Annotated in this window: 15 protein-coding genes; 3 read left to right on the top strand and 12 right to left on the bottom strand. The window is 43.0% G+C overall.

Annotated elements, in window-relative coordinates:
* Positions 1 to 34 precede the first annotated feature (34 nt).
* Positions 35 to 2,536, top strand: coding sequence for a mechanosensitive ion channel family protein (locus tag FO440_RS13210; protein WP_144248735.1), 2,502 nt, complete (start codon positions 35 to 37; stop codon positions 2,534 to 2,536).
* Here FO440_RS13210 and FO440_RS13205 read toward each other — a convergent pair.
* From FO440_RS13205 to FO440_RS13195, 3 genes are all read right to left on the bottom strand, one after another.
* Positions 2,533 to 3,573: a glycosyltransferase family 2 protein gene (locus FO440_RS13205; protein ID WP_144248734.1), complete on the bottom strand. Its 1,041-nt coding sequence runs from the start codon at positions 3,571 to 3,573 to the stop codon at positions 2,533 to 2,535. The genes FO440_RS13210 and FO440_RS13205 overlap by 4 nt on opposite strands.
* The gene (locus FO440_RS13200) at positions 3,573 to 4,454 is read right to left on the bottom strand and encodes a lysophospholipid acyltransferase family protein (RefSeq protein ID WP_144248733.1); all 882 of its coding nucleotides are present in this window, start codon (positions 4,452 to 4,454) and stop codon (positions 3,573 to 3,575) included. Before FO440_RS13200 ends, FO440_RS13205 begins: the two co-directional genes overlap by 1 nt.
* A 109-nt stretch (positions 4,455 to 4,563) precedes the next feature.
* Complete coding sequence (locus FO440_RS13195; RefSeq protein ID WP_144248732.1) at positions 4,564 to 5,439, bottom strand: lysophospholipid acyltransferase family protein; 876 nt, start codon at positions 5,437 to 5,439, stop codon at positions 4,564 to 4,566.
* A gap of 34 nt (positions 5,440 to 5,473) precedes the next feature.
* On the opposite strand from FO440_RS13195, the gene FO440_RS13190 reads away from it, so the two are divergent.
* On the top strand, positions 5,474 to 6,085 hold the full coding sequence (locus FO440_RS13190) for a WbqC family protein (protein ID WP_144248731.1): 612 nt from the start codon (positions 5,474 to 5,476) through the stop codon (positions 6,083 to 6,085).
* A complete protein-coding gene (gene corA, locus FO440_RS13185) occupies positions 6,085 to 7,203 on the top strand; it encodes a magnesium/cobalt transporter CorA (protein ID WP_144248730.1) in 1,119 nt (372 codons plus the stop codon). Before FO440_RS13190 ends, corA begins: the two co-directional genes overlap by 1 nt.
* Positions 7,204 to 7,211: 8 nt before the next feature.
* Here the strand turns inward: corA and FO440_RS13180 are convergent, their stop codons facing one another.
* From FO440_RS13180 to FO440_RS13140, 9 genes are all read right to left on the bottom strand, one after another.
* Positions 7,212 to 10,643, bottom strand: coding sequence for an ABC transporter permease (locus FO440_RS13180; protein ID WP_144248729.1), 3,432 nt, complete (start codon positions 10,641 to 10,643; stop codon positions 7,212 to 7,214).
* A gap of 95 nt (positions 10,644 to 10,738) precedes the next feature.
* Positions 10,739 to 11,806: a carboxypeptidase-like regulatory domain-containing protein gene (locus FO440_RS13175; protein ID WP_144248728.1), complete on the bottom strand. Its 1,068-nt coding sequence runs from the start codon at positions 11,804 to 11,806 to the stop codon at positions 10,739 to 10,741.
* A 122-nt stretch (positions 11,807 to 11,928) separates the two neighbouring features.
* Positions 11,929 to 12,585 carry a peptide-methionine (S)-S-oxide reductase MsrA gene (gene msrA / locus FO440_RS13170; protein ID WP_144248727.1) on the bottom strand — a complete coding sequence of 219 codons (657 nt, stop codon included), beginning with the start codon at positions 12,583 to 12,585 and terminating at the stop codon, positions 11,929 to 11,931.
* Between the two features lie 84 nt (positions 12,586 to 12,669).
* Complete coding sequence (locus FO440_RS13165) at positions 12,670 to 13,779, bottom strand: carboxypeptidase-like regulatory domain-containing protein (RefSeq protein ID WP_144248726.1); 1,110 nt, start codon at positions 13,777 to 13,779, stop codon at positions 12,670 to 12,672.
* An 85-nt stretch (positions 13,780 to 13,864) separates the two neighbouring features.
* Entirely contained in the window at positions 13,865 to 14,116 is a 252-nt protein-coding gene (locus FO440_RS13160) for a DUF3820 family protein (RefSeq protein WP_144248725.1), read from the bottom strand.
* A 36-nt stretch (positions 14,117 to 14,152) separates the two neighbouring features.
* Entirely contained in the window at positions 14,153 to 15,373 is a 1,221-nt protein-coding gene (locus tag FO440_RS13155; protein WP_144248724.1) for an ABC transporter permease, read from the bottom strand.
* Positions 15,370 to 16,125: an ABC transporter ATP-binding protein gene (locus tag FO440_RS13150; RefSeq protein WP_144248723.1), complete on the bottom strand. Its 756-nt coding sequence runs from the start codon at positions 16,123 to 16,125 to the stop codon at positions 15,370 to 15,372. The genes FO440_RS13155 and FO440_RS13150 overlap by 4 nt, the downstream gene beginning before the upstream one ends.
* Positions 16,122 to 17,420 carry an efflux RND transporter periplasmic adaptor subunit gene (locus FO440_RS13145; protein WP_144248722.1) on the bottom strand — a complete coding sequence of 433 codons (1,299 nt, stop codon included), beginning with the start codon at positions 17,418 to 17,420 and terminating at the stop codon, positions 16,122 to 16,124. The genes FO440_RS13150 and FO440_RS13145 overlap by 4 nt, the downstream gene beginning before the upstream one ends.
* Positions 17,421 to 17,428: 8 nt before the next feature.
* Positions 17,429 to 18,769, bottom strand: a complete 1,341-nt coding sequence (locus FO440_RS13140) for a TolC family protein (RefSeq protein ID WP_144248721.1) — start codon at positions 18,767 to 18,769, stop codon at positions 17,429 to 17,431.
* Positions 18,770 to 18,773 lie beyond the last annotated feature (4 nt).

Genomic DNA, 18,773 nt, shown 5'->3' with positions numbered 1-18,773 from the left:
TAAAAGACAAGTTGTATTGATTTACCCCTGGCCGATGCAAAGAATATTAAAGTTTACCGTATTAGTTATAACCCTGTTTTCTTTTTCACTGCAAAATGGCTATGCACAGGATAGCAGGACCAATTCGAAAACCTTGCGCAAAAAGGAAAGAAAAGCGGTACATACCCGCGATTCGATCTACCGCACCTTTAATCAATCAGATACATCCATAAATAACCTGCTGCAAAGGCTTGAAACATATACTGCCACTTTTAAACAAACCAATAACAACCTGGCTGCCGGGTTGGATACTGCCGACATCAGTCAAAGGCTGCCCTCTACCATTAGGCGGATCAATAAAATAAAAGACCAGGCAAATACCCACAAAGCCAGCACACTGCGTTACCTGTTTGTTTTACGTGATAACCTTGACCATTTACAGGGCGTGGTAAAGGGCTGGCAGACAAACCTGGATGCCATTGACGATAAACTGGTTCAAAATCAATCGGACATTGTAAAGTTTCCAAAAGATTCATTACTATTAAAGACCATCCCAACAGACAGCGTATTAAGGTCTACTTTTTTTTCGGAACGACTGATTGCTTTTAACCTTTATCTGAAAACAGATTCGGCTAACCGCAAAAACCTGTTTAAAATAAACATTTTGCAAAACAGGGTCGCTACCGCTTACGCTAATATTTTAGATGAAAGCGACCAGATTGATGACAAAGTATCCAAATTTGCCTCAAGGGCTTTTGACGGCGAGTTTGGTTATATCTGGGAGATAGATAAATCATACAATAATCTGAGCACATCGGTACAAGGTACTATCGACTTAAATAACTCGCAGCTTTATTATTTTATTAAAAAAGAAACTGCTACGCATTTAGTAGCCATCGTATTTATTGTAATTGCCTTTAGCTGGATCTTTTATAACCGAGGCAAAACTAAACGCAATGCCGAAACCGCCGAACTGATCTTCAGCGAAGCAAATTATATTGACAAGCTGCCTGTTATATCGTCGCTATTGGTGGGTGTAGCTATTGTGCCCTATTTTTATAGTCACCCGCCGGCAGCATTTTTAGAGATACTTTTTATCATATCGCTGGTGCTTGTATTGGTACTGATTAAAAAGGCTTTTAATTATGGTATTTTTAAAGCGTTGCTAAGTTTATTTTACGTAACCATATTTTACAGCATCAGTAATTTGCTGATCCAAACCACCAATGCCGACCGCTTTGCCATCTTAATTTTAGATATTATATCTGTTGTTATCGCTTACAAATTCAATAAAAAAGTAAGCGCGGCACCGGCAGATTACCCGAAAAACACGGACGCTATTGTAAAAATATTCATTGTGCTGCAGGTATTGTCGCTGGTTTTAGATATTTCAGGCAGGTTTAGCCTGTCGAAAATAGTGGGCGTTACAGCAGTATATAATTTATGGTTTTTAATAAGTCTGCATTTTGTAGTAGAGATCATTAGCCAGGGCTTATTGCTGCAATTTAAAAACCCTAAAAACCCCGACAGCATTATCAGCTGGATAGACCACACCCTGATGCTTAAAAAGATCAGGTATATACTGAATGTTGGCGCCGCGTTGTTATGGCTGTTTTTCCTAGCCCAAAACTTAAACATTGACGATTTCGCGCTTGATTATATCCATGACATTCTGATACAACCGCGCACGGTGGCCGGCATATCGGGCGCTTCATTTACGTTTGGTGGTTTTGTGATCTTTATCGCCGTGATTTGGCTGTCGTCGGTCATGTCAAAACTCATTAGTTACTTTTACGATATTTCGGTTCAACATGCCAGCAGCATCGATAAACTTAAAAAGAAAAACCGCACCTCTACCCTTTTGATCAGGATTGGCGTTTTTACCATCGGCTTTTTCCTGGCGGTATTTGCTTCTAATTTCCCGTTAGATAAGATAACCATCATCATCAGCGCGTTTGGTATAGGTATAGGTTTTGGGTTGCAAAATATTGTGAACAACCTGGTATCGGGCCTGATACTGGCTTTTGAAAAACCGGTGCAGATAGGCGATGTCATAGAAATAGATAGCCGATCAGGAACTATAAAAGAGATAGGTATCCGCTCAAGCAAAATAGCAACCAGCGATGGCGCAGAAGTGATCATTCCTAACGGCGACCTGATATCGCACCACGTAATTAACTGGACACTGAGTAATAACAACCGCCGTGTCGAATTGATTGTAAGCGTTGCCTATGGTTCTGACATTAAAAAGGTAGAGGATCTGTTAAGATCAATACTGTGCAACCGCGATGACATCATGGCCGACCCGGAACCGCTGATCTTTTTAAATACGGTAAATGAAAACTCGGTTGATTTCCGCCTGCTGTTTTGGGCCGCGGATATTTCGCACTGGCTCAGGTTAAAAAGCAATGTACTGGCTGATATTTATACCGAATTTAATAAAGAAGGTATCGAGCTGCCGCACTCTATCCAGGATCTTAAATTGAATTTACCCGAGGGCAAGACCTTAAACCTTAGTGATTTGGAAGAACCGCCTACTCCGCCGGAGAAAATTTAGTAAAAGCGTTTCTGATCCAGGTCAGTAAACTTTCTTAATTTTTTTACGAAGAAGGCCCACATGATGCTGCCATGGTACATGCCTGTTAGTTTGCTGTTATACTTTTTCAGGTGAGTGCTTGATGCATGATCGCCACGCTCAAAAATGTGCCTGATAAAGTACTGGTGTGCGCGGCTAACGGCCCAGGCATCCTTGCGTTTACCTTCTGTTAAAAAGCGCAGCAGCGCTGCCAGATCAAGTATATAACGTGCTGATATCACAATAAACCCTTTCCAGAAAGGCAGGTTCTTTTTGATCAATAGCAAGTTATTCCTGAAATTAAGATAAGTTTTAAACGGATTTTCTGTGGTCAGTGTCCCGCCGCCTAAATGAAAGATCTCTGATTGCGCGCAGTACATCACTTTGTAACCGCCGTTCTTTAACCGCCAGCAAAGGTCTATCTCTTCCATGTGAGCGAAGAACCGCTCGTCAAATCCTTCGGCCTCATCCCAGTATTTCTTTTTAATGAACATGGATGCGCCAGATGCCCAGAAAACCTCGCCCGATTGCTCGTACTGGCCGGTATCTGTCTCCGTTTCGTTTACAATACGTCCGCGGCAGAACGGGTAACCAAAACTATCAATAAAGCCACCGGCGGCACCTGCATGTTCAAAACTATCCTGCTGGTTAAACGCTTTTATTTTGGGTGCCGCAACGGCAATAAGCGGGTCACTTTCCATTAGGCTGATAACCGGCGCTATCCAGCCGGGATTAACTTCAACGTCCGAGTTTAAAAGGATATAATAATCAGCTTCAACCTGGGCCAATACACGGTTATAGCCACCGGTAAAGCCATAATTAGCATCGTTTTGGATGATCCTTATTGTTGGATATTCGGCCCTGATAAATTCAACAGAGCCGTCTGTAGAAGCATTATCTCCAACCACAATATCCAAATTAGGCCATACAGACGATAATACTGAAGGAAGAAACTGGCGCAGGTGTTTTAGTCCGTTCCAGTTTAAAATTACAATAGCAACCTTTGGGTAATCACTCATTAATTCAGATCCTCCGGTTTAAACTTCCATCTACGGTGAGACCATAGCCAGTATTGCGGTTCTTGTTTTATGATATCTTCCAGGTGTTTCACGTGTGTTTTTGTAATTTCTAACGGCGCCGTTTTTTTCGGTTCCTCAAACAAAGGTATTAATGTATAGCTATAATATCCTCTTTTTATGCGTTTCATGTCATAATAAACCACAACACTGTCCGTACTCATGGCTAATTTCTCAATCCCCAGGAACACCGGTGTCGGCTGGTTTAAAAACTCAACAAATTGATTTACCTCCTCGCGCGACGGCGTTTGATCGCCCAGTAAAGCAATTGCTGACAGTTCATTTTTTACCTCGATCACTTTACGCAAAGTTTGCCGCATAGATACCGGAATTGTTCCAAACCTCGACCTGATACGGTAAAAAAATTTGTCAAATATGGCATTTGATAATGGTTTATAAACAATCATAAACTTTTTATCAGTGTAAAAATAAAAATTCAGGCCCGCCAGCTCCCAATTGCAGTAATGCCCGCCTACCGCAATAATACTCCTTCCCTGCGCGTAATAATTGTCCATCACTTCAGGGTTGGTTAGTACAACCCGGCGCCTTAGTTCTTTTTCTGAGATGCTGATGGCCTTAACCGTCTCGACGATAAAATCGGCAAAGTACCGAAAAAACTGTTTTTCAATAACCTTAAGCTCGGCTTTTGATTTTTCAGGAAAAGAGTTTTTGAGGTTTTCTTTTACTACCCTGCGGCGGTAATGCACAATGTAATAGATCAGGATGTATAAAAAGTCTGATATAATGTATAACAGCCAGAAAGGCAACAACGAGATGAGATATAATAAAAGTATAGCTAATCTTAATAGTCCGTTTTTTATCACTGCCGCTGATCGTTTTTTGCAAAACTAAAATATCAGCTTAAAAACAGCCAAGACCGGCTAATGTTTATGACCCATAGCTAAATATTTTGACATTCATTTTATGTTACTGTTAAATTATAGGTTCAGGTTTGAATTTCCACCTGCGGTGCGACCATAACCAGTATTGGGGTTCGCGACGGATCATAGAATCGAGGTATTTAACGTGAGCCTCGGTAATTTCGTTCGGAGCACTGTCTTTCGAGTTTTCAATCAACGGCACAATGGTATAAGTGTAATAGCCCCGCTTTACCCGTTTCATATCATAAAATATCACTGCCGAATCGATCAGTTTAGCAATTTTCTCGATTCCTAAAAATACGGCTGTCTGCTGGTTCAAAAACTCGGTGAAATAGTTGGTTTGTTCACGCACCGGTGTTTGGTCGCCGGCAAAAACGGTTACAGTAAATTCATTTTTATGGGCAACCATGGTGCGCAACGTTTGCTTCATAGCTACAGCCACAGCGCCAAAACGCGAACGTACTTTAATAAAATAGTTATCAAATACGTCGCTTGTTAAAGGTTTGTAAATAACAAACAGCCGGGTGTCAATGCTAAACCCAAGGCCGGCCCACTCCCAGTTGCAATAATGGCCGGCAACCGCAGTAACGCTTTTGCCAATGGCCTCATAATTTTGCACAATTTCAGGATTGGTACAAACCACCCGTCGCAGCATTTCTTTTTCAGAGATCGAAACCATTTTTATAGTTTCGATAATCAGATCTGCTAAAAACCTGAAATACTTCTTTTCAATATCATTCCGCTCTGCCACGGTCTTTTCAGGAAAGGCATTTTGCAGGTTTTCCTGCACAACATCGCGCCTGTAGCCTATAATGTAATAAAGCACTACAAATAAGCAATCAGCCACCAGGTAAAGGGCCCAAAAAGGTAATAGGGAAACCAGGTATAAAAAGAATATACCCAACCTTGAAAGCCCCTTATTTATCATTAATTTTGTTGGTTTATCCACAAACATAAAATATATGATTGAAAAAGGCGCTGTATTACCCTTATTTTATCTTCCGCCTGTTGCGTATTTCAGTAAGTTAATTACTTACAAGCCTGATATCCTGATAGAAAGCCAGGAGCATTTCCCAAAGCAAACTTACCGTAACCGTGCAAATATCTGCTCGCCGGATGGAATACTGTCGCTTACTGTGCCTGTTGTCAAGGGTTCAAAGGTGCACACCAAAGTAAAAGATGTAAAGATCAGTTATGATTTTAACTGGCAGCGCCTGCACTGGATGAGCCTGGAAACCTGTTACCGCCGGTCGGCTTATTTTGAATATTATGAGGATGATTTCGCGCCGTTTTACCAAAAGCAGTTTACCTACCTGTTTGATTACAACCAACAGCTTTTACAATTGCTGCTAAAGTTTATAAAGATACAGTTACCTTTACAATACACTGAAACCTATGAGGCCCAATATCCTGAACTGAATGATTATCGCGATGCCATGAGCCCGAAAAAAGAATATGAATTTGAACAAAAACCTTATTTCCAGGTTTTTGAAGAGCGTAACGGGTTTATGAAAAATTTAAGCATTGTAGACCTGTTATTTAGCCAGGGGCCGCAAACCATTAACTATTTGTAATGAGCCATATTAAAAGAGTACGGTACAGAACCCGGAAACATGAGGTAGGCGACCAGCCGGGAGCCATCATTATTCCTGAAGACGCGCTGAAACCCATTATAGCCGTATATTCATACAACGAGAAAGAATTGGTAACTGCCGAGGGCCATGACTTAAAGATCATACTTGATCAGTTTGCAAAGTGCAAAGACCATACTCACTGGATTCAGATAAAAGGGCTTGACGATATTAAGCTGATGGAAGACATTGGCACGTACTTAAAAATAAACCCTTTGGTGTTAGAGGATATTACCAATACACACCAGCGCCCCAAATTTGACGAGTATGATGATTATGTTTTTAGCGTGAGCCGTCAAATTTATTTTAACGAGGAGAATGAATTATGTAATCACCAGTTCTCAACCATAGTTAAAGCAAACCTGATCATCAGCTTTGAAGAAACCCATGGCGAGCATTTCGCCGCTGTAAAAGCCCGTTTAGCAGGCAGTAAGGGCGCTATTCGTACCGCAGGGCCGGGTTATATGTGCTATGCGCTGTCTGACACTATTATAGATACTTATTTTGTTTTGCTGGCCAAAATTGGCGATGAGCTTGACCGGATCGAAGACCGCTTATATACCGACGCCGATAAGACCATTATGTATGATACACAGCAGTTGAAACGAACGCTGATCATACTACGCCGCATTACCTGGCCCGAGCGCGACAAGATAAATGACATTTTACGCACCGATAACCCGCTGGTTACCGCCGAGGTCAAAATGTTTTTGCACGATGCTTATGACCATTGTATACAGGTAATGGACCTGATAGAAAACTACAAGGAAATAACCAACAGCATTATTGACCTGTACCTGTCTATGGTAAGCAACCGCATGAACGAGATCATGAAAGTGCTTACTATTATTTCGGTGATCTTTATCCCGCTTACCTTTATTGCAGGTATTTACGGGATGAACTTTGCCCGTGTAGACCCGGTCACCAATAAGCAAATGCCGGATAATATGCCCGAGCTTTACTCGCCTCATGGATATGTTTACGCGTTGATAGGCATGGGCATATTGGCAGTTATACAGGTAATTGTATTCTGGAAAAAGGGTTGGTTTACAAAACTGTAGGTTATAATCTATTCACTCCTTAAGCTTTTTACCGGATTAGCCAGCGCGGCTTTAACCGACTGGAAACTCACCGTTATCAGCGCGATAAAAATAGCGCCAAATCCAGCTATGGCAAACATCCACCAACTTATGGTAACCCTGTAGGCAAAATCCTGCAGCCATTTGTGCATGGCCCACCATGCTATCGGCGAAGCTATTAAAATAGCCAGTAGCACCAGTTTTATAAAATCTATTGATAACAAAGCAGTGATACCCTGCACGCTTGCGCCTAATACTTTACGGATACCAATCTCTTTACTGCGCTGCTCGGCTAAGAAAGCGGATAGGGCAAATAAGCCCAGGCAGGCAATAATAATAGCCAGTACGGCAAAGCTTGTAAATATTTTACCGGTACGGGTTACATCAGCATACATATTGGCAAACTCTTCATCAAGGAAAGTGTAGCGTATAGGCTGGTTGGGCGAGTATTTCTTCCATAACGCACTTACATTGGTAATGGCATTCTGTATGTCTCCGCCGCGAAGCTTGACGGTCATCATAGAAGTACTCAAGCTAAAGTGAAGTACCATCGGGCTGATTTCGCCTCGCATTGATTCAAAATTAAAATCCTGTACCACTCCAATCACTGTAAAAATACCATCATCATAAATGCGTGCGCCTATAGGCTTTTTTAAACCCAGCGCTTTGACCATGTTTTGATTGATGATAATGGATCTACCTGCGGTATCATCAGCCATAGCGTAAGAAAAATTTCTGCCTTCAACCAGTTTGATGCCCAATGTCTGCAGATAGGTATCGTCTACCTGCCACATTTGCCCCAACACAGCAGGGTCGATTTTTTCATGCCCCTCTTTAAAGAAGGCATTACCGTTACGTAGCGTGCCGTTTACAGGCAGGTAATCGCTTATGGACGCACTTTTAACTACAGCTATCTTAGTAAGCTCTGTCTTAAAATTCCGGATATTTTGATCGCCCAGCGTATTTGTGCCTTGTAGTACCATTACCTGGTCTTTTTCAAAACCTGCTTTACGGTTCAGTATAAAATGCATCTGGTTATAGATAACAACCGTGCTGATGATCAAAATTATTGAGGCCGCAAACTGGAAAACCACCAACCCATTACGCAGCATCGGGCTTTTGCTACCGGTGCTGATAGCCCCTTTTAATACCTGTCCCGGCCTGAAACCTGACAGATAAAATGCAGGATATAAACCGGCAAGCGTGCCAACCACAAGCGTAGAAAACAGGATAACCGGAACAAACCACCATTCTAACCACGGCATAGACAAGGATCTTGCCGAAATACTATTAAAGTAAGGCAATAACAGCCAGGCCACAACAATACCCAGGATGAATGAGATAAAACTATAGATCAGTGATTCGGTAAGAAACTGTGCGATTAGGCTGCTACGGTATGAGCCGACAACTTTACGCAGGCCCACCTCTTTAGCACGGTTGGCAGATTTGGCGGTCGACAGGTTGATAAAATTGATACATGCAATGATCAGGATGAACAGCGCGATAGCGCCGAACAGCCAGACAAAACGGATATCGCCATTGGTCAACCCATCTTGAAATTCGCCTGAATGCAAATTAATATCAGGTACGGACTGCAGGTACACATGGAAACTCGCTGCTTCACTTACAGCGTCTTTCGAGCCCCCTTTACGAAATTCAGGTATCCAGTAATTTTTCCGGAGATCGGTATTCAGTTTTTGTTCAAACGCTGCTACGTTGGTACCTGCTTTCAGTTTAATGTATTGCACATAGTTGAACCAGCGCCAGCTGTTTTGTTCGCCAGCCCCAAATTCCATCCCTGAGAGTGTGATGAAAAAATTAAAAGGATGCAGATGCGAATTTTCAGGAATATCAGCCATTACCCCGCCAATGCGGTAGGGATGCGACTGGTCATTGTCGACGTACATAACGTGGCCGACCGGGTTTTTGCCGCGATAATACTTATCAGCCATGGACTTAGAGATCACCATGGTTTGCGGATCTTTTAATGCTGTGGCCCCATCCCCGTAAACCATGGGTAGTTGAAAAGCGCTAAAGAATGATTGGTCAATATAAAGGATACCTTGCTCGTAACTATTTTGCGGTTCCTCGGCGCGGCGCAATTCGGCATGGCCAAGGTATGAGTTTAATGGCCTCATGCGCCCGGCAAATTCAACTTCAGGAAAATCCTGCTGTATCGCTCTGGACATGGGTGCCGGCCAGGCTAAACCACGGCTCATTTTGCCATCGCCCACCACCCGGAAAATACGGTCGGCACCTGGATAAGAGCGATCAAAACTCATTTCATTATGAATATACAAGCCAATGAGTAAACAAGCGGCTATCCCGAAGGCAAAGCCCCCGATCTTTACCACCCCATACATTTTTTGCTTGAGCAACTGGCGGTAAGCTATCTTTAAATAATTCCTGATCATAAATTTGCGTTTTGGCATTTCCTGACGCAATATTACCGGCCGGATACCGGCCTGTGGTGCCAACTTATGAATTGGTACCTGTTTATTCGTACCGCTTTTATACTCAAGGGGAGTTTTGCCGGTGATCTCCCTGAAAACACGATTGAAGGTTGTTTTTGAATTAAAGCCTGACTCGTATGCGATGCCCAACAGGGTAAGATTATCATAAGCCGGGTCCTTCATTTTGCGGGCAACTTCACGCACCCGAAATTCATTGATAAAATCGCTGAAATTCTTTTTCAGCCCTACGTTAATGATCCGTGATAATTCATGCGGATGAATAGCCAGTTTCACTGCCAGTGTAGCCAGCGTAAGCTCGGCATCTTCGTAAAGGCGGGCCGCTGCTACTGCTTCTTTTAACCTTCGCGCCCTTATTCTTTCATCCGATGTATCATTTGCCGGTATGCCTATGCCGGTGCTGTCAGCCGGTTTCAGCAATGCTTCGGCAGCCATCACGATCAGCGCGATGGCAATTGCAAAAAAGAAAACGATATTAAGTATGGATAATCCGCACATCAAACAAAGCAGGTAAAGCGTTCTTTCCAGCCGCCTGAAGGCAAAACGGGGCTTGTCCATCAGTACCGGGCACAGCCGGGAATAGAAATCCTGTATCAACCGTTGCGACAGGTATAGATAAACTATTACCGAGCACAAGACCACCCAGGTTGGCAGCCAGCATCCCGCAGGTAAAATGCAAAAATGCAGCAGGTCATTTCGTTTGAATTGCCGATCGGGCAATGTTAGCTGTCGTACATAAAAATACAACAACAGCCCCAGTGCCGGTAACAGCAATGAAGTAATCCCGGCAGCCTGCAATACTACCACAACCAATGCCAGGCTTAAAAACAGGTTGGCTACCCTACCCGGCCTTTTAGCAAACCCTAAAAGCAAAGCGATGGTCACCCCTGTGAACAGCGTCCCCAGTGAGGCAAGATCATACAGGTTGATATGTGAAAAATTGAATTTCAATTTTAATAAGTCGTATTGCTTTATTTGACAGCAAATTACTCAAAATGTAACAGTTAATACCTAATTTTCTACTGATCTATAAAACTCTTGGAAGCCTAAGGTTTATCAGGATCGTATTCAAAGGGCAACTGGTCGCCTACTCTTTTTTCACCCCAAAAGCCCTGTATCAATAATTCTTTATAGTCTGTATAGCTGCCCCGGCTATCTACTTTGGCATCCGTCATGAATATAGAGCCTGTCGCGTCAAGGTTATTCAGTACAAAATTAGGTTCACCATTGTATTTGTCAGGCTTGGCTGCGGCTTTTTTATCGTATAATATGTAAAAACGCATTTTAAACTTAAAGGTCATCAATGTACTGTCGGAATGCCTTACCAATTGATCAGCCGGGATAGGTATAGTTTCGATCACCAGAGGAAAGAACTGGCTCAATATTTTATAGACCAAAAATCCCTCCTGGCGTGTTTTACGGGCGTAAAGCGACCGGAGGTAATGCATTAAAGACCCTTGGTAAGCTTCTTTCCTGTTCTTCTCCCATTCCGACTGTTGTTTTGGCGTACCTGTTAACTTTTCAAAAATATAATCTCCATCATAATTGGTAACATCCTTACCATAATCATATTGAAAAGATTTAAGCAAATACTTTATGCGGTAACCCAGCCTGCTATTTTCAATGATCAAAAAATCGGGCGTGGTGGCTTTTAATAATGATTTTGATGTAGAAAACTCTATAATCTCAGGGTTTAAAATTTTGCAATAACCGGAGTTAATTGTTTGTCCTAAAAAATATTTTTCAAAGGTTTTTATCTGTTTTTCGCGCGCGGATTTATTACCGATCACAACATCATTCAGAACGATTGTTTTTAAGCTAAGCGTTATATCAACAGTTTCTGATTTATTGGTTAAAATAATATTTTGCTTTGTGGGGGTATAGCCCAGCATATTTACAATCAGTTGATAAGTACCGCCGCTAAGTCCCGTAAATTTAAAGCTACCGTGGTCATTAGTGGCTGTAGCTTTTTCGGTACCGGCTATAAATACAGTGGCTGCCTGCAACAGTTCGCCCTTTTCATTTTTTACGGTACCGCTTATGGTAAAAGAATCCTGGGCATTAACGCCGGTGTAAAAAACAATTGCGGTAAATAGTACCAGGAAGAATTTCATTAGGTTAAGGTTTTATTGACGAAAATTTACGGTGAATATAAAACTTATAAAATACTCTTTAAAGCAAAAAAGCCACTTTGTACAATTCATACAAAGCGGCTTTTAAATCCAATAGCTAAATATTACCTCTGAAACTCGGGTTTCAAAAAGTCTTTTTCGGCAGCGCGCATTTTCATCACTTTGGGTACAGATACCGACCGGATATAAGCACTTGAGGGGTGTAATTTGTAATATCCCTGGTGATAATTTTCGGCAGCGTAAAAGACTTTAAACGGCACCACCTGTGTTACTATGGGCGCATTGTAGTGTTTTGCGTCGTTGATCTTTTTTATCAAAGCCTCCAAAGTGGCCTTTTCTTCGGGGGTACGGTAAAACGCTACCGAGCGGTAATCAGTGCCTTCATCAGGCCCCTGGTAGTTTAGTTCGGTTGGGTTGTGCGCATAAAAGAAAGCCTCAGCCAGCTTTTCATAGCTGATCACTTTGGGGTCGTAATAAACCTGTACAGTTTCGGCATGTCCTGTTGTGCGGGTACAAACTTCTTCGTAGGTAGGGTTCTTAGTGGTGCCACCGGCAAAACCGGCAACCACCTGGTCAACACCTTTAAGCTCAGACAATGCCTCGCCCATGGCCCAAAAACAACCGCCGCCAAATGTGGCTACCGCCTGGTTAGCTTTTGGTTTGGGTACGCGTGCAATATCCATATCGCCGGGTTTGTCCTGTCCGTTGGCACAGCCAAACATCACTACGCCAAGCAATATATACAACAATAAATTTTTCATAAATTTTATAGGTTTTAACAGATATACGCATGCAGTTGTTTTACGGTTGGTCATGCTGCAGTCATTTGCGCATTATATTGAGATCTAAGGATGAGCCGTGGTTGAGTCGATTGATCCATCGTTGGAGTATATATACTCATATGGCAATTGGTATGCTATTCTTTTGCCGGCCCAATAGCCCTTTATTTGTATATTCTCATAGGCATTAAGACTACCCCTGCTATCAAACTGGCCGCCTATCCTGAAAACAGATGCGCCACGCCCGATATGAAAAAGCCTAACGTCTTTATCACTGTTCGGAACATAATCCGGCGTGGATTTTCGGGGATCATAGGCTACATAAAACCAGAGATTGTTAAACTTAAATTCAGCCTGGCTACCGTCGACACGCCTAACCATTTGCTCAGTATTTACAGGGGCAGGTTTCAGATCCATTACCGGATAGTCCATCTTAGTAACCTCATAAGTTAAAAATCCTTCTTTGTTTGTATTTTGAGCATGCATAGACCTCAGGTAATGCATAAATGATCCCAGGTACGCTATTCGCCTGTTCTTTTCCCAGATAGCTTGCTGTTCAGGTGTCCCAACCATCGGTTCAAAAGAAAAATCGCCGTCATAAAAATAACTGTTCCTTACAGGTGTATACTGAAAAAACTTAAGCAGGTATTTTATACGATACCCCAAGCTGTTATTTTCAACAAGAAGAAAATCATAACTTTTGCCAAATATGCTGACATCAGCCTCTTTCAATTTCAGCACCTCGGGATTCAGTATCTTACAATCCGTTGCAAAGCCATATTCACCTATAAAAATTTTAGTAAAAAGCCTTAGCAGCCTTGGTTTAGGCATAATTTTTTTAGCGCCTATTACTACTTCCTGCAATTCTACCTGTTTTTCGCCTAAAGCAATGTTAACTGTTTCCGACTTATCTTTTAGTGTTATGGATTGTTTCACATAATTATAACCAAGCATATTCACCACCAGTTGATAATTACCGGGCAACATATTTCTGAAAACAAAATTGCCATTTCCATCAGTCACGGTAGCTTTTTCACTGCCTGCAACGAACACCGTAGCAGAAGGGATTTTTGTGCCTGTAGTATCTGTAATTATACCGGTAATGGTGTAAGTAGCTTGTGCGAAAAGGCTTATCCGCAACGCGCAAAGAATGATCAGACTAAATAGATGTTTCATGAATTGGCTTAGGTGCCGGTTTATTGATTTACGGATGAAGATAAAAAAATTAACCGTAAGTCAAGCGATTGCCTAACCTGCCATTTTAGCTTTTGATTTGACCGTTTTTTAAAGCATTTTTTACCAGCGTAAGTATGCTGTTTAAACCGTTTATCTTAATTTCATAAACGCTGGATAGCATCATACCCAGCTTACCCGGCGGGAAACCTTTGTTTTTAAGCCATTCCAGGTAATACACCGGCATCTCACTGATAAAGGTGCCCTTGTATTTGCCAAACGGCATTTTTGTTTGAATGATATCGACGAGAATTTTTGAATCGGGCTTGATCTGCTCCATGGGGTAAAGATAGAACTTGCCGGTCTATTTTAATCTTTATTCATAACGCAATGCTTCTATCGGGTCAAGCCTTGAGGCTTTTTGCGCCGGATAGTAACCAAAGAAAATCCCTGTTACCGCGCAAACTACAAATGACAACACAACCGAAGATTGCGAAATAATGGTCGGCCAACCCAGTGTCAAGGTCACTATCTGGGTCGACAAAAAGCCCAGCAACACCCCGATAACCCCGCCGGTAATACTGATCAGGATAGCCTCCATTAAAAACTGTAACAGAATATCCTTGCCCCGTGCGCCAATGGACATACGGAGGCCTATTTCTTTGGTACGTTCGGTTACCGATACATACATGATATTCATGATGCCAATGCCGCCAATCACTAATGAGATGCCCGCAACAACGGTTAATAGCACAGTCAATAACCCGCTGGTTGAGCTTAGGGTTGCTATCAGTTCCTGTTGGGTACGTACAGTAAAGTCATTATCCTCGCTGTCGCGTAAGCGGTGCGAGGCGCGTAGCTTGTCGGTCATTTCCTGTACGGCCTGGTCGGTAACGTCCTCGCTGGCTGCCGAGGCATAAATATTTGAATAATAGATAGTAGCCAAGATCCGTTTTTGAACCGTGGTATAAGGCGCTATCAGGATATCGTCCTGATCCTGCCCAAAAGTATTAAAGCCCTTGGGACTTAATACCCCGATGATCTGGAACGGGATATGCCCGAACCGGATGATCTTGCCGATGGGATTTTCGCCGTTAGGAAATATATTATCAATCACGGTTTGCCCGATCAGGCACACCTTAGCGGATGTTAAAACATCATTCTGTGTAAAAGGAATACCGTCTTTAACGGATAGTTTTCTGATGTCTAAGTACTCCGGGCTAACTCCTGTCATGGTAGTAGGCCAGTTAAGCGCGCCGTTAATGGCCTGCCCTTTTGAGCTAACCGACGGCGATAATTCTGTTATGTATTGTGGATGATTTTTTAAAGCATCAATATCCTTACTGGTCAAGGTCTGGAAACTTGTACCTGCAATACGTACACCGCCGTTTAAGTTACTGGCCGGCTGCACGGTGAGCATGTTTGTACCCATGCTTGAAAGCTGGTCATGAATGCTTTGCTTTGACCCCTGCCCTATAGCCACCATAGCGATAACCGATGCCACGCCGATAATAATACCGAGCATGGTTAAAAATGCCCTGAGCTTATTTCTAAGCAGGGCGCGGTAAGCTATGCGGAACAGGTTTGAAAAATTCATATGTTATAATCGTCTGTAACTGGTAGCGCTGCCAGCATTTCCTTTGCCGAGCGCGGGTTTTCATTTTTTGTATCTTTTTGAATAATACCGTCGCGCAATTGTATGGTACGGCTGCTAAATGCTGCTATATCCGGCTCATGCGTAACAAACACAATGGTTTTACCTTGTGTACTGTTTAGTTCCTGCATCAGGGCCATGATCTCATATGATGTACGGCTGTCCAGGTTACCCGTAGCTTCATCAGCCAGGATCATCACCGGCTCATTAACTAATGCCCTGGCAATAGCCACACGCTGCTGCTGCCCGCCCGATAATTGGTTGGGCATATGGTCGAACCTGTTCTCCAGTTTAACCGCCTCAAGCGCGTGCATGGCCCTATCGCGACGCTCGCTTACGCTGATCTCTTTATTATACAACAGCGGCAGCTCCACATTTTCTAAAGCCGATGTCCGCGCCAGCAAATTATACGCTTGGAAAACGAACCCGATTTTATGGTTACGCAGCTGCGCCAGCTCATCACGGTTCAGTTTTTTTATGTCCACGCCATCCAAAAAATAATCGCCTATGGTGGGTTTATCCAGGCAGCCCAGGATATTTAACAAAGTTGTCTTGCCCGATCCGCTGCTACCCATAATGGTTACAAACTCGCCCGGTTCAACATCAAAAGTTATCCCTTTAAGCGCGCGCACGGTTTCGCTGCCCATCTTAAACTCGCGTTTAAGCTCTTTTATCTCTAATGCTTTTTTGCTCATCGGCCACGGCCTCCTCCACCGCCGCCACCACGTCGTTGCGGCATAAAAGGACTGCCACCTGCCGCGGTGCCGCTTGTAGCAGAAATTTTTCCGCCTGTAGCCCCGGTAATTATCACATCATTGGCTGTTAAACCGGATAACACCTCAACCTGTGTATTATCATTCAACCCGGTTTTTATACGGGTTTGAACGATCTGTTTCCCTTTTAGCAGCCATACAAATGATGTTTGCCTTACAATACCACTGCTATCGCTTCTGCTGCTTAAAGCGTGTGTTTTAGGTGCTGCGTCACCCGCTGCACCACCTGCGCCGCTACCACCTGTTTTCTTACGTTTTCGCGAGATCTTTCCGACGATCTGATAATCCTTTGTCAAAGCCGAATCAGGCTGAAACGTTAATGCTTTTGACGGGATCAGCATAGCATTGTTTACCTCTTTTGTGTAGATGATGATATTAGCCGTCATGCCCGGTTTCAGTTTCATATCATCATTAGGTGTGCTGATAATAGTTGTATAAGTTACCACGTTGGCAGATACGGATGGGTGCAGCCGCACTTCTTTTACTATCCCCTTAAACTGGTCTGTAATAAAAGCGTCAACGGTAAATGAAACCCGGTTACCTGCCTTTACAGCGCCGATATCAGCCTCATCAACATTGGCCTGAACTTCCATTTTTTTGATATCCTTGGCTATTACAAACAATGTAGGCGTATTAAAACTTGCCGCCACGGTTTGGCCCACGCTGATATTACGGTTCAATACCACCCCATCAATGGGCGAATAAATATCCGAGTAGGATAAATTTTTCTTAGCCGACCTTACTTGTGCGGCAGCACTGTTTACCGATGCCTTTGCGGCTGAATAGGTGTTAACTGCCGCATCATAGTCCGCTTTACTTATCGCGTCGGTTTTATAGAGTAATGATTGCCTGTCAAAATTATTTTTAGCATACACCAGCTGGCTTTGTGCATTTTGCAGTTGCCCGCTATACTGATCCACAGTGGCTTGCAGCAATGATTTATCCAGTTGCGCTATCAATTGTCCTTTTTTAACCTGCGAATTAAAATCAGCAGATATACTACTGATGATGCCTGAGATCTGGCTACCTACGGTAACGGTGTCTTCGGGCTCTATCCTGCCGGTAGCTGTTACGCTTTGGGCTATATAACCTACGGTTGGTTTATCGGTTTGTATCACTATTGGCGCTTCAGGTTTCCTGATAAAGAAATACCATATCAACACCAGTGCAACTACTATTGCTAAAATAATTAAGATCCTTTTATAACTTGTTTTCATAACCGGTGTTATAATTTAATGGGTACGCCCCTGTAGAAATCATATATCCTTAAGCTTAAAATAACATTGTATTTGGCCTGCACAAAAGCTTGCTGTGCCTGTACAAAAAGGTTTTTTTGTAATAAAAAATCTACTGTGTTTGCCACACCAACCTTTAGCTGTTCGTTTGCTATACGGTAGCTTTCCTGATTGAATTTATATTGTTCGGCCGCGGCATCGTATTGGCTTTGTGCGTTCTGCACATTAATAAATGCCCGCTCAACGCTTGCCGACAGTACAACCTTTGTATTTTGCAGATCGAGCTTAGATTGCTCTACATTGATCTTAGCTTCTTCAACCTGTGTTTTAACTACCCGCCTGGTAAATATGGGCACTGACAAGGTCAGGCCTATCTGCTCATTTAAATTGTTGTTAAACTGGCCAAAGTAACCATTGCCTGCACCCGTATTATAGCCGGAACCGATAGAACCTCCCGCCGTTAACGAAGGCTTATAACCGGCGGCGGCTTTTACAACATCATACTGTGCTATTTGTACACCCAACTGGCTGCTCTTTACTTCAGGCCGGTTGTTTAGTGCCAGGTTCTGCGCATCTCGTAATGGGGATACGTTTTGCTGTGAGGTTACGATGGTATCGGGCCGTACAATATCAAAGGTCAGGTCAGACGGCAAGATCAATAGCTGCTTTAAAGTTAGCAAATCGCCGCGTTCCTGGTTTCTTACGTTGACCAAAGTATATTGGTCTGACGCTTGCTGGGCCTGCAATTGTATCAGGTCCTTGCGTGCTACGCTGCCCACTGTATAGCGTTGCTGTTCCAACTTTACCTGTGCTGCTGAGGTATTTACCAGGTCAGTATCATAAATAATATTTTCTTTGTCGAGCAGTATAGCTAAGTAGGCTTGGGTTATTTGCAGGGTGATATCGTTTTCCTGTTGCAGGATATTAAGGTTAGCTGCCTGTATGCCCAGGTTTTTCTGCGAGATATTGTTGTTGAGGTAATTGCCGTTATACAACGTTACAGACGAACTTAACCCGTAATTGCCCGAAGCGCTAAAACCTGAACTGCTACCGTTGGTGTTATTGCCATTATTGTAATGCGCGAAGTTTTGAGTTGCCGACCCGGCCAGATCAGGCAGTTTAGCGGCCTTTGCCAATTCAAGTTCCTGCTGGCTCAATTGCTTTGACAAGCGCAATGAATTGATCTGGATATTATTTTTTTTAGCGTATTCAATACATTGGGTCAGGTCCCATTTAATAGTTTTACCAACCAGCGTGCTATCCTGGGCGTACAGTTTGGTACATACAGAAAACAGCAGCAGTATAATGACGAACCTTGGTTTTAGTAGCATTGTG

It is taken from the genome of Mucilaginibacter corticis, assembly GCF_007558865.1.
GTDB classification, from domain to species: domain Bacteria; phylum Bacteroidota; class Bacteroidia; order Sphingobacteriales; family Sphingobacteriaceae; genus Mucilaginibacter; species Mucilaginibacter corticis.
The sequence above is the reverse complement of the archived record's forward strand: the minus strand, read 5'-3'. Positions and strand labels throughout refer to the sequence as shown.

Excerpts from the sequence above, each read along its gene's own strand:
- msrA (WP_144248727.1), bottom strand. The coding sequence starts at position 12,585 with ATGAAAAATTTATTGTTGTATATATTGCTTGGCGTAGTGATGTTTGGC.
- FO440_RS13145 (WP_144248722.1), bottom strand. The coding sequence starts at position 17,420 with ATGAAAACAAGTTATAAAAGGATCTTAATTATTTTAGCAATAGTAGTT.
- FO440_RS13175 (WP_144248728.1), bottom strand. The coding sequence starts at position 11,806 with ATGAAATTCTTCCTGGTACTATTTACCGCAATTGTTTTTTACACCGGC.
- FO440_RS13190 (WP_144248731.1), top strand. The coding sequence starts at position 5,474 with ATGATTGAAAAAGGCGCTGTATTACCCTTATTTTATCTTCCGCCTGTT.
- FO440_RS13160 (WP_144248725.1), bottom strand. The coding sequence starts at position 14,116 with ATGGAGCAGATCAAGCCCGATTCAAAAATTCTCGTCGATATCATTCAA.
- FO440_RS13205 (WP_144248734.1), bottom strand. The coding sequence starts at position 3,573 with ATGAGTGATTACCCAAAGGTTGCTATTGTAATTTTAAACTGGAACGGA.
- FO440_RS13165 (WP_144248726.1), bottom strand. The coding sequence starts at position 13,779 with ATGAAACATCTATTTAGTCTGATCATTCTTTGCGCGTTGCGGATAAGC.
- FO440_RS13195 (WP_144248732.1), bottom strand. The coding sequence starts at position 5,439 with ATGATAAATAAGGGGCTTTCAAGGTTGGGTATATTCTTTTTATACCTG.
- FO440_RS13140 (WP_144248721.1), bottom strand. The coding sequence starts at position 18,769 with ATGCTACTAAAACCAAGGTTCGTCATTATACTGCTGCTGTTTTCTGTA.
- FO440_RS13150 (WP_144248723.1), bottom strand. The coding sequence starts at position 16,125 with ATGAGCAAAAAAGCATTAGAGATAAAAGAGCTTAAACGCGAGTTTAAG.
- corA (WP_144248730.1), top strand. The coding sequence starts at position 6,085 with ATGAGCCATATTAAAAGAGTACGGTACAGAACCCGGAAACATGAGGTA.
- FO440_RS13155 (WP_144248724.1), bottom strand. The coding sequence starts at position 15,373 with ATGAATTTTTCAAACCTGTTCCGCATAGCTTACCGCGCCCTGCTTAGA.
- FO440_RS13210 (WP_144248735.1), top strand. The coding sequence starts at position 35 with ATGCAAAGAATATTAAAGTTTACCGTATTAGTTATAACCCTGTTTTCT.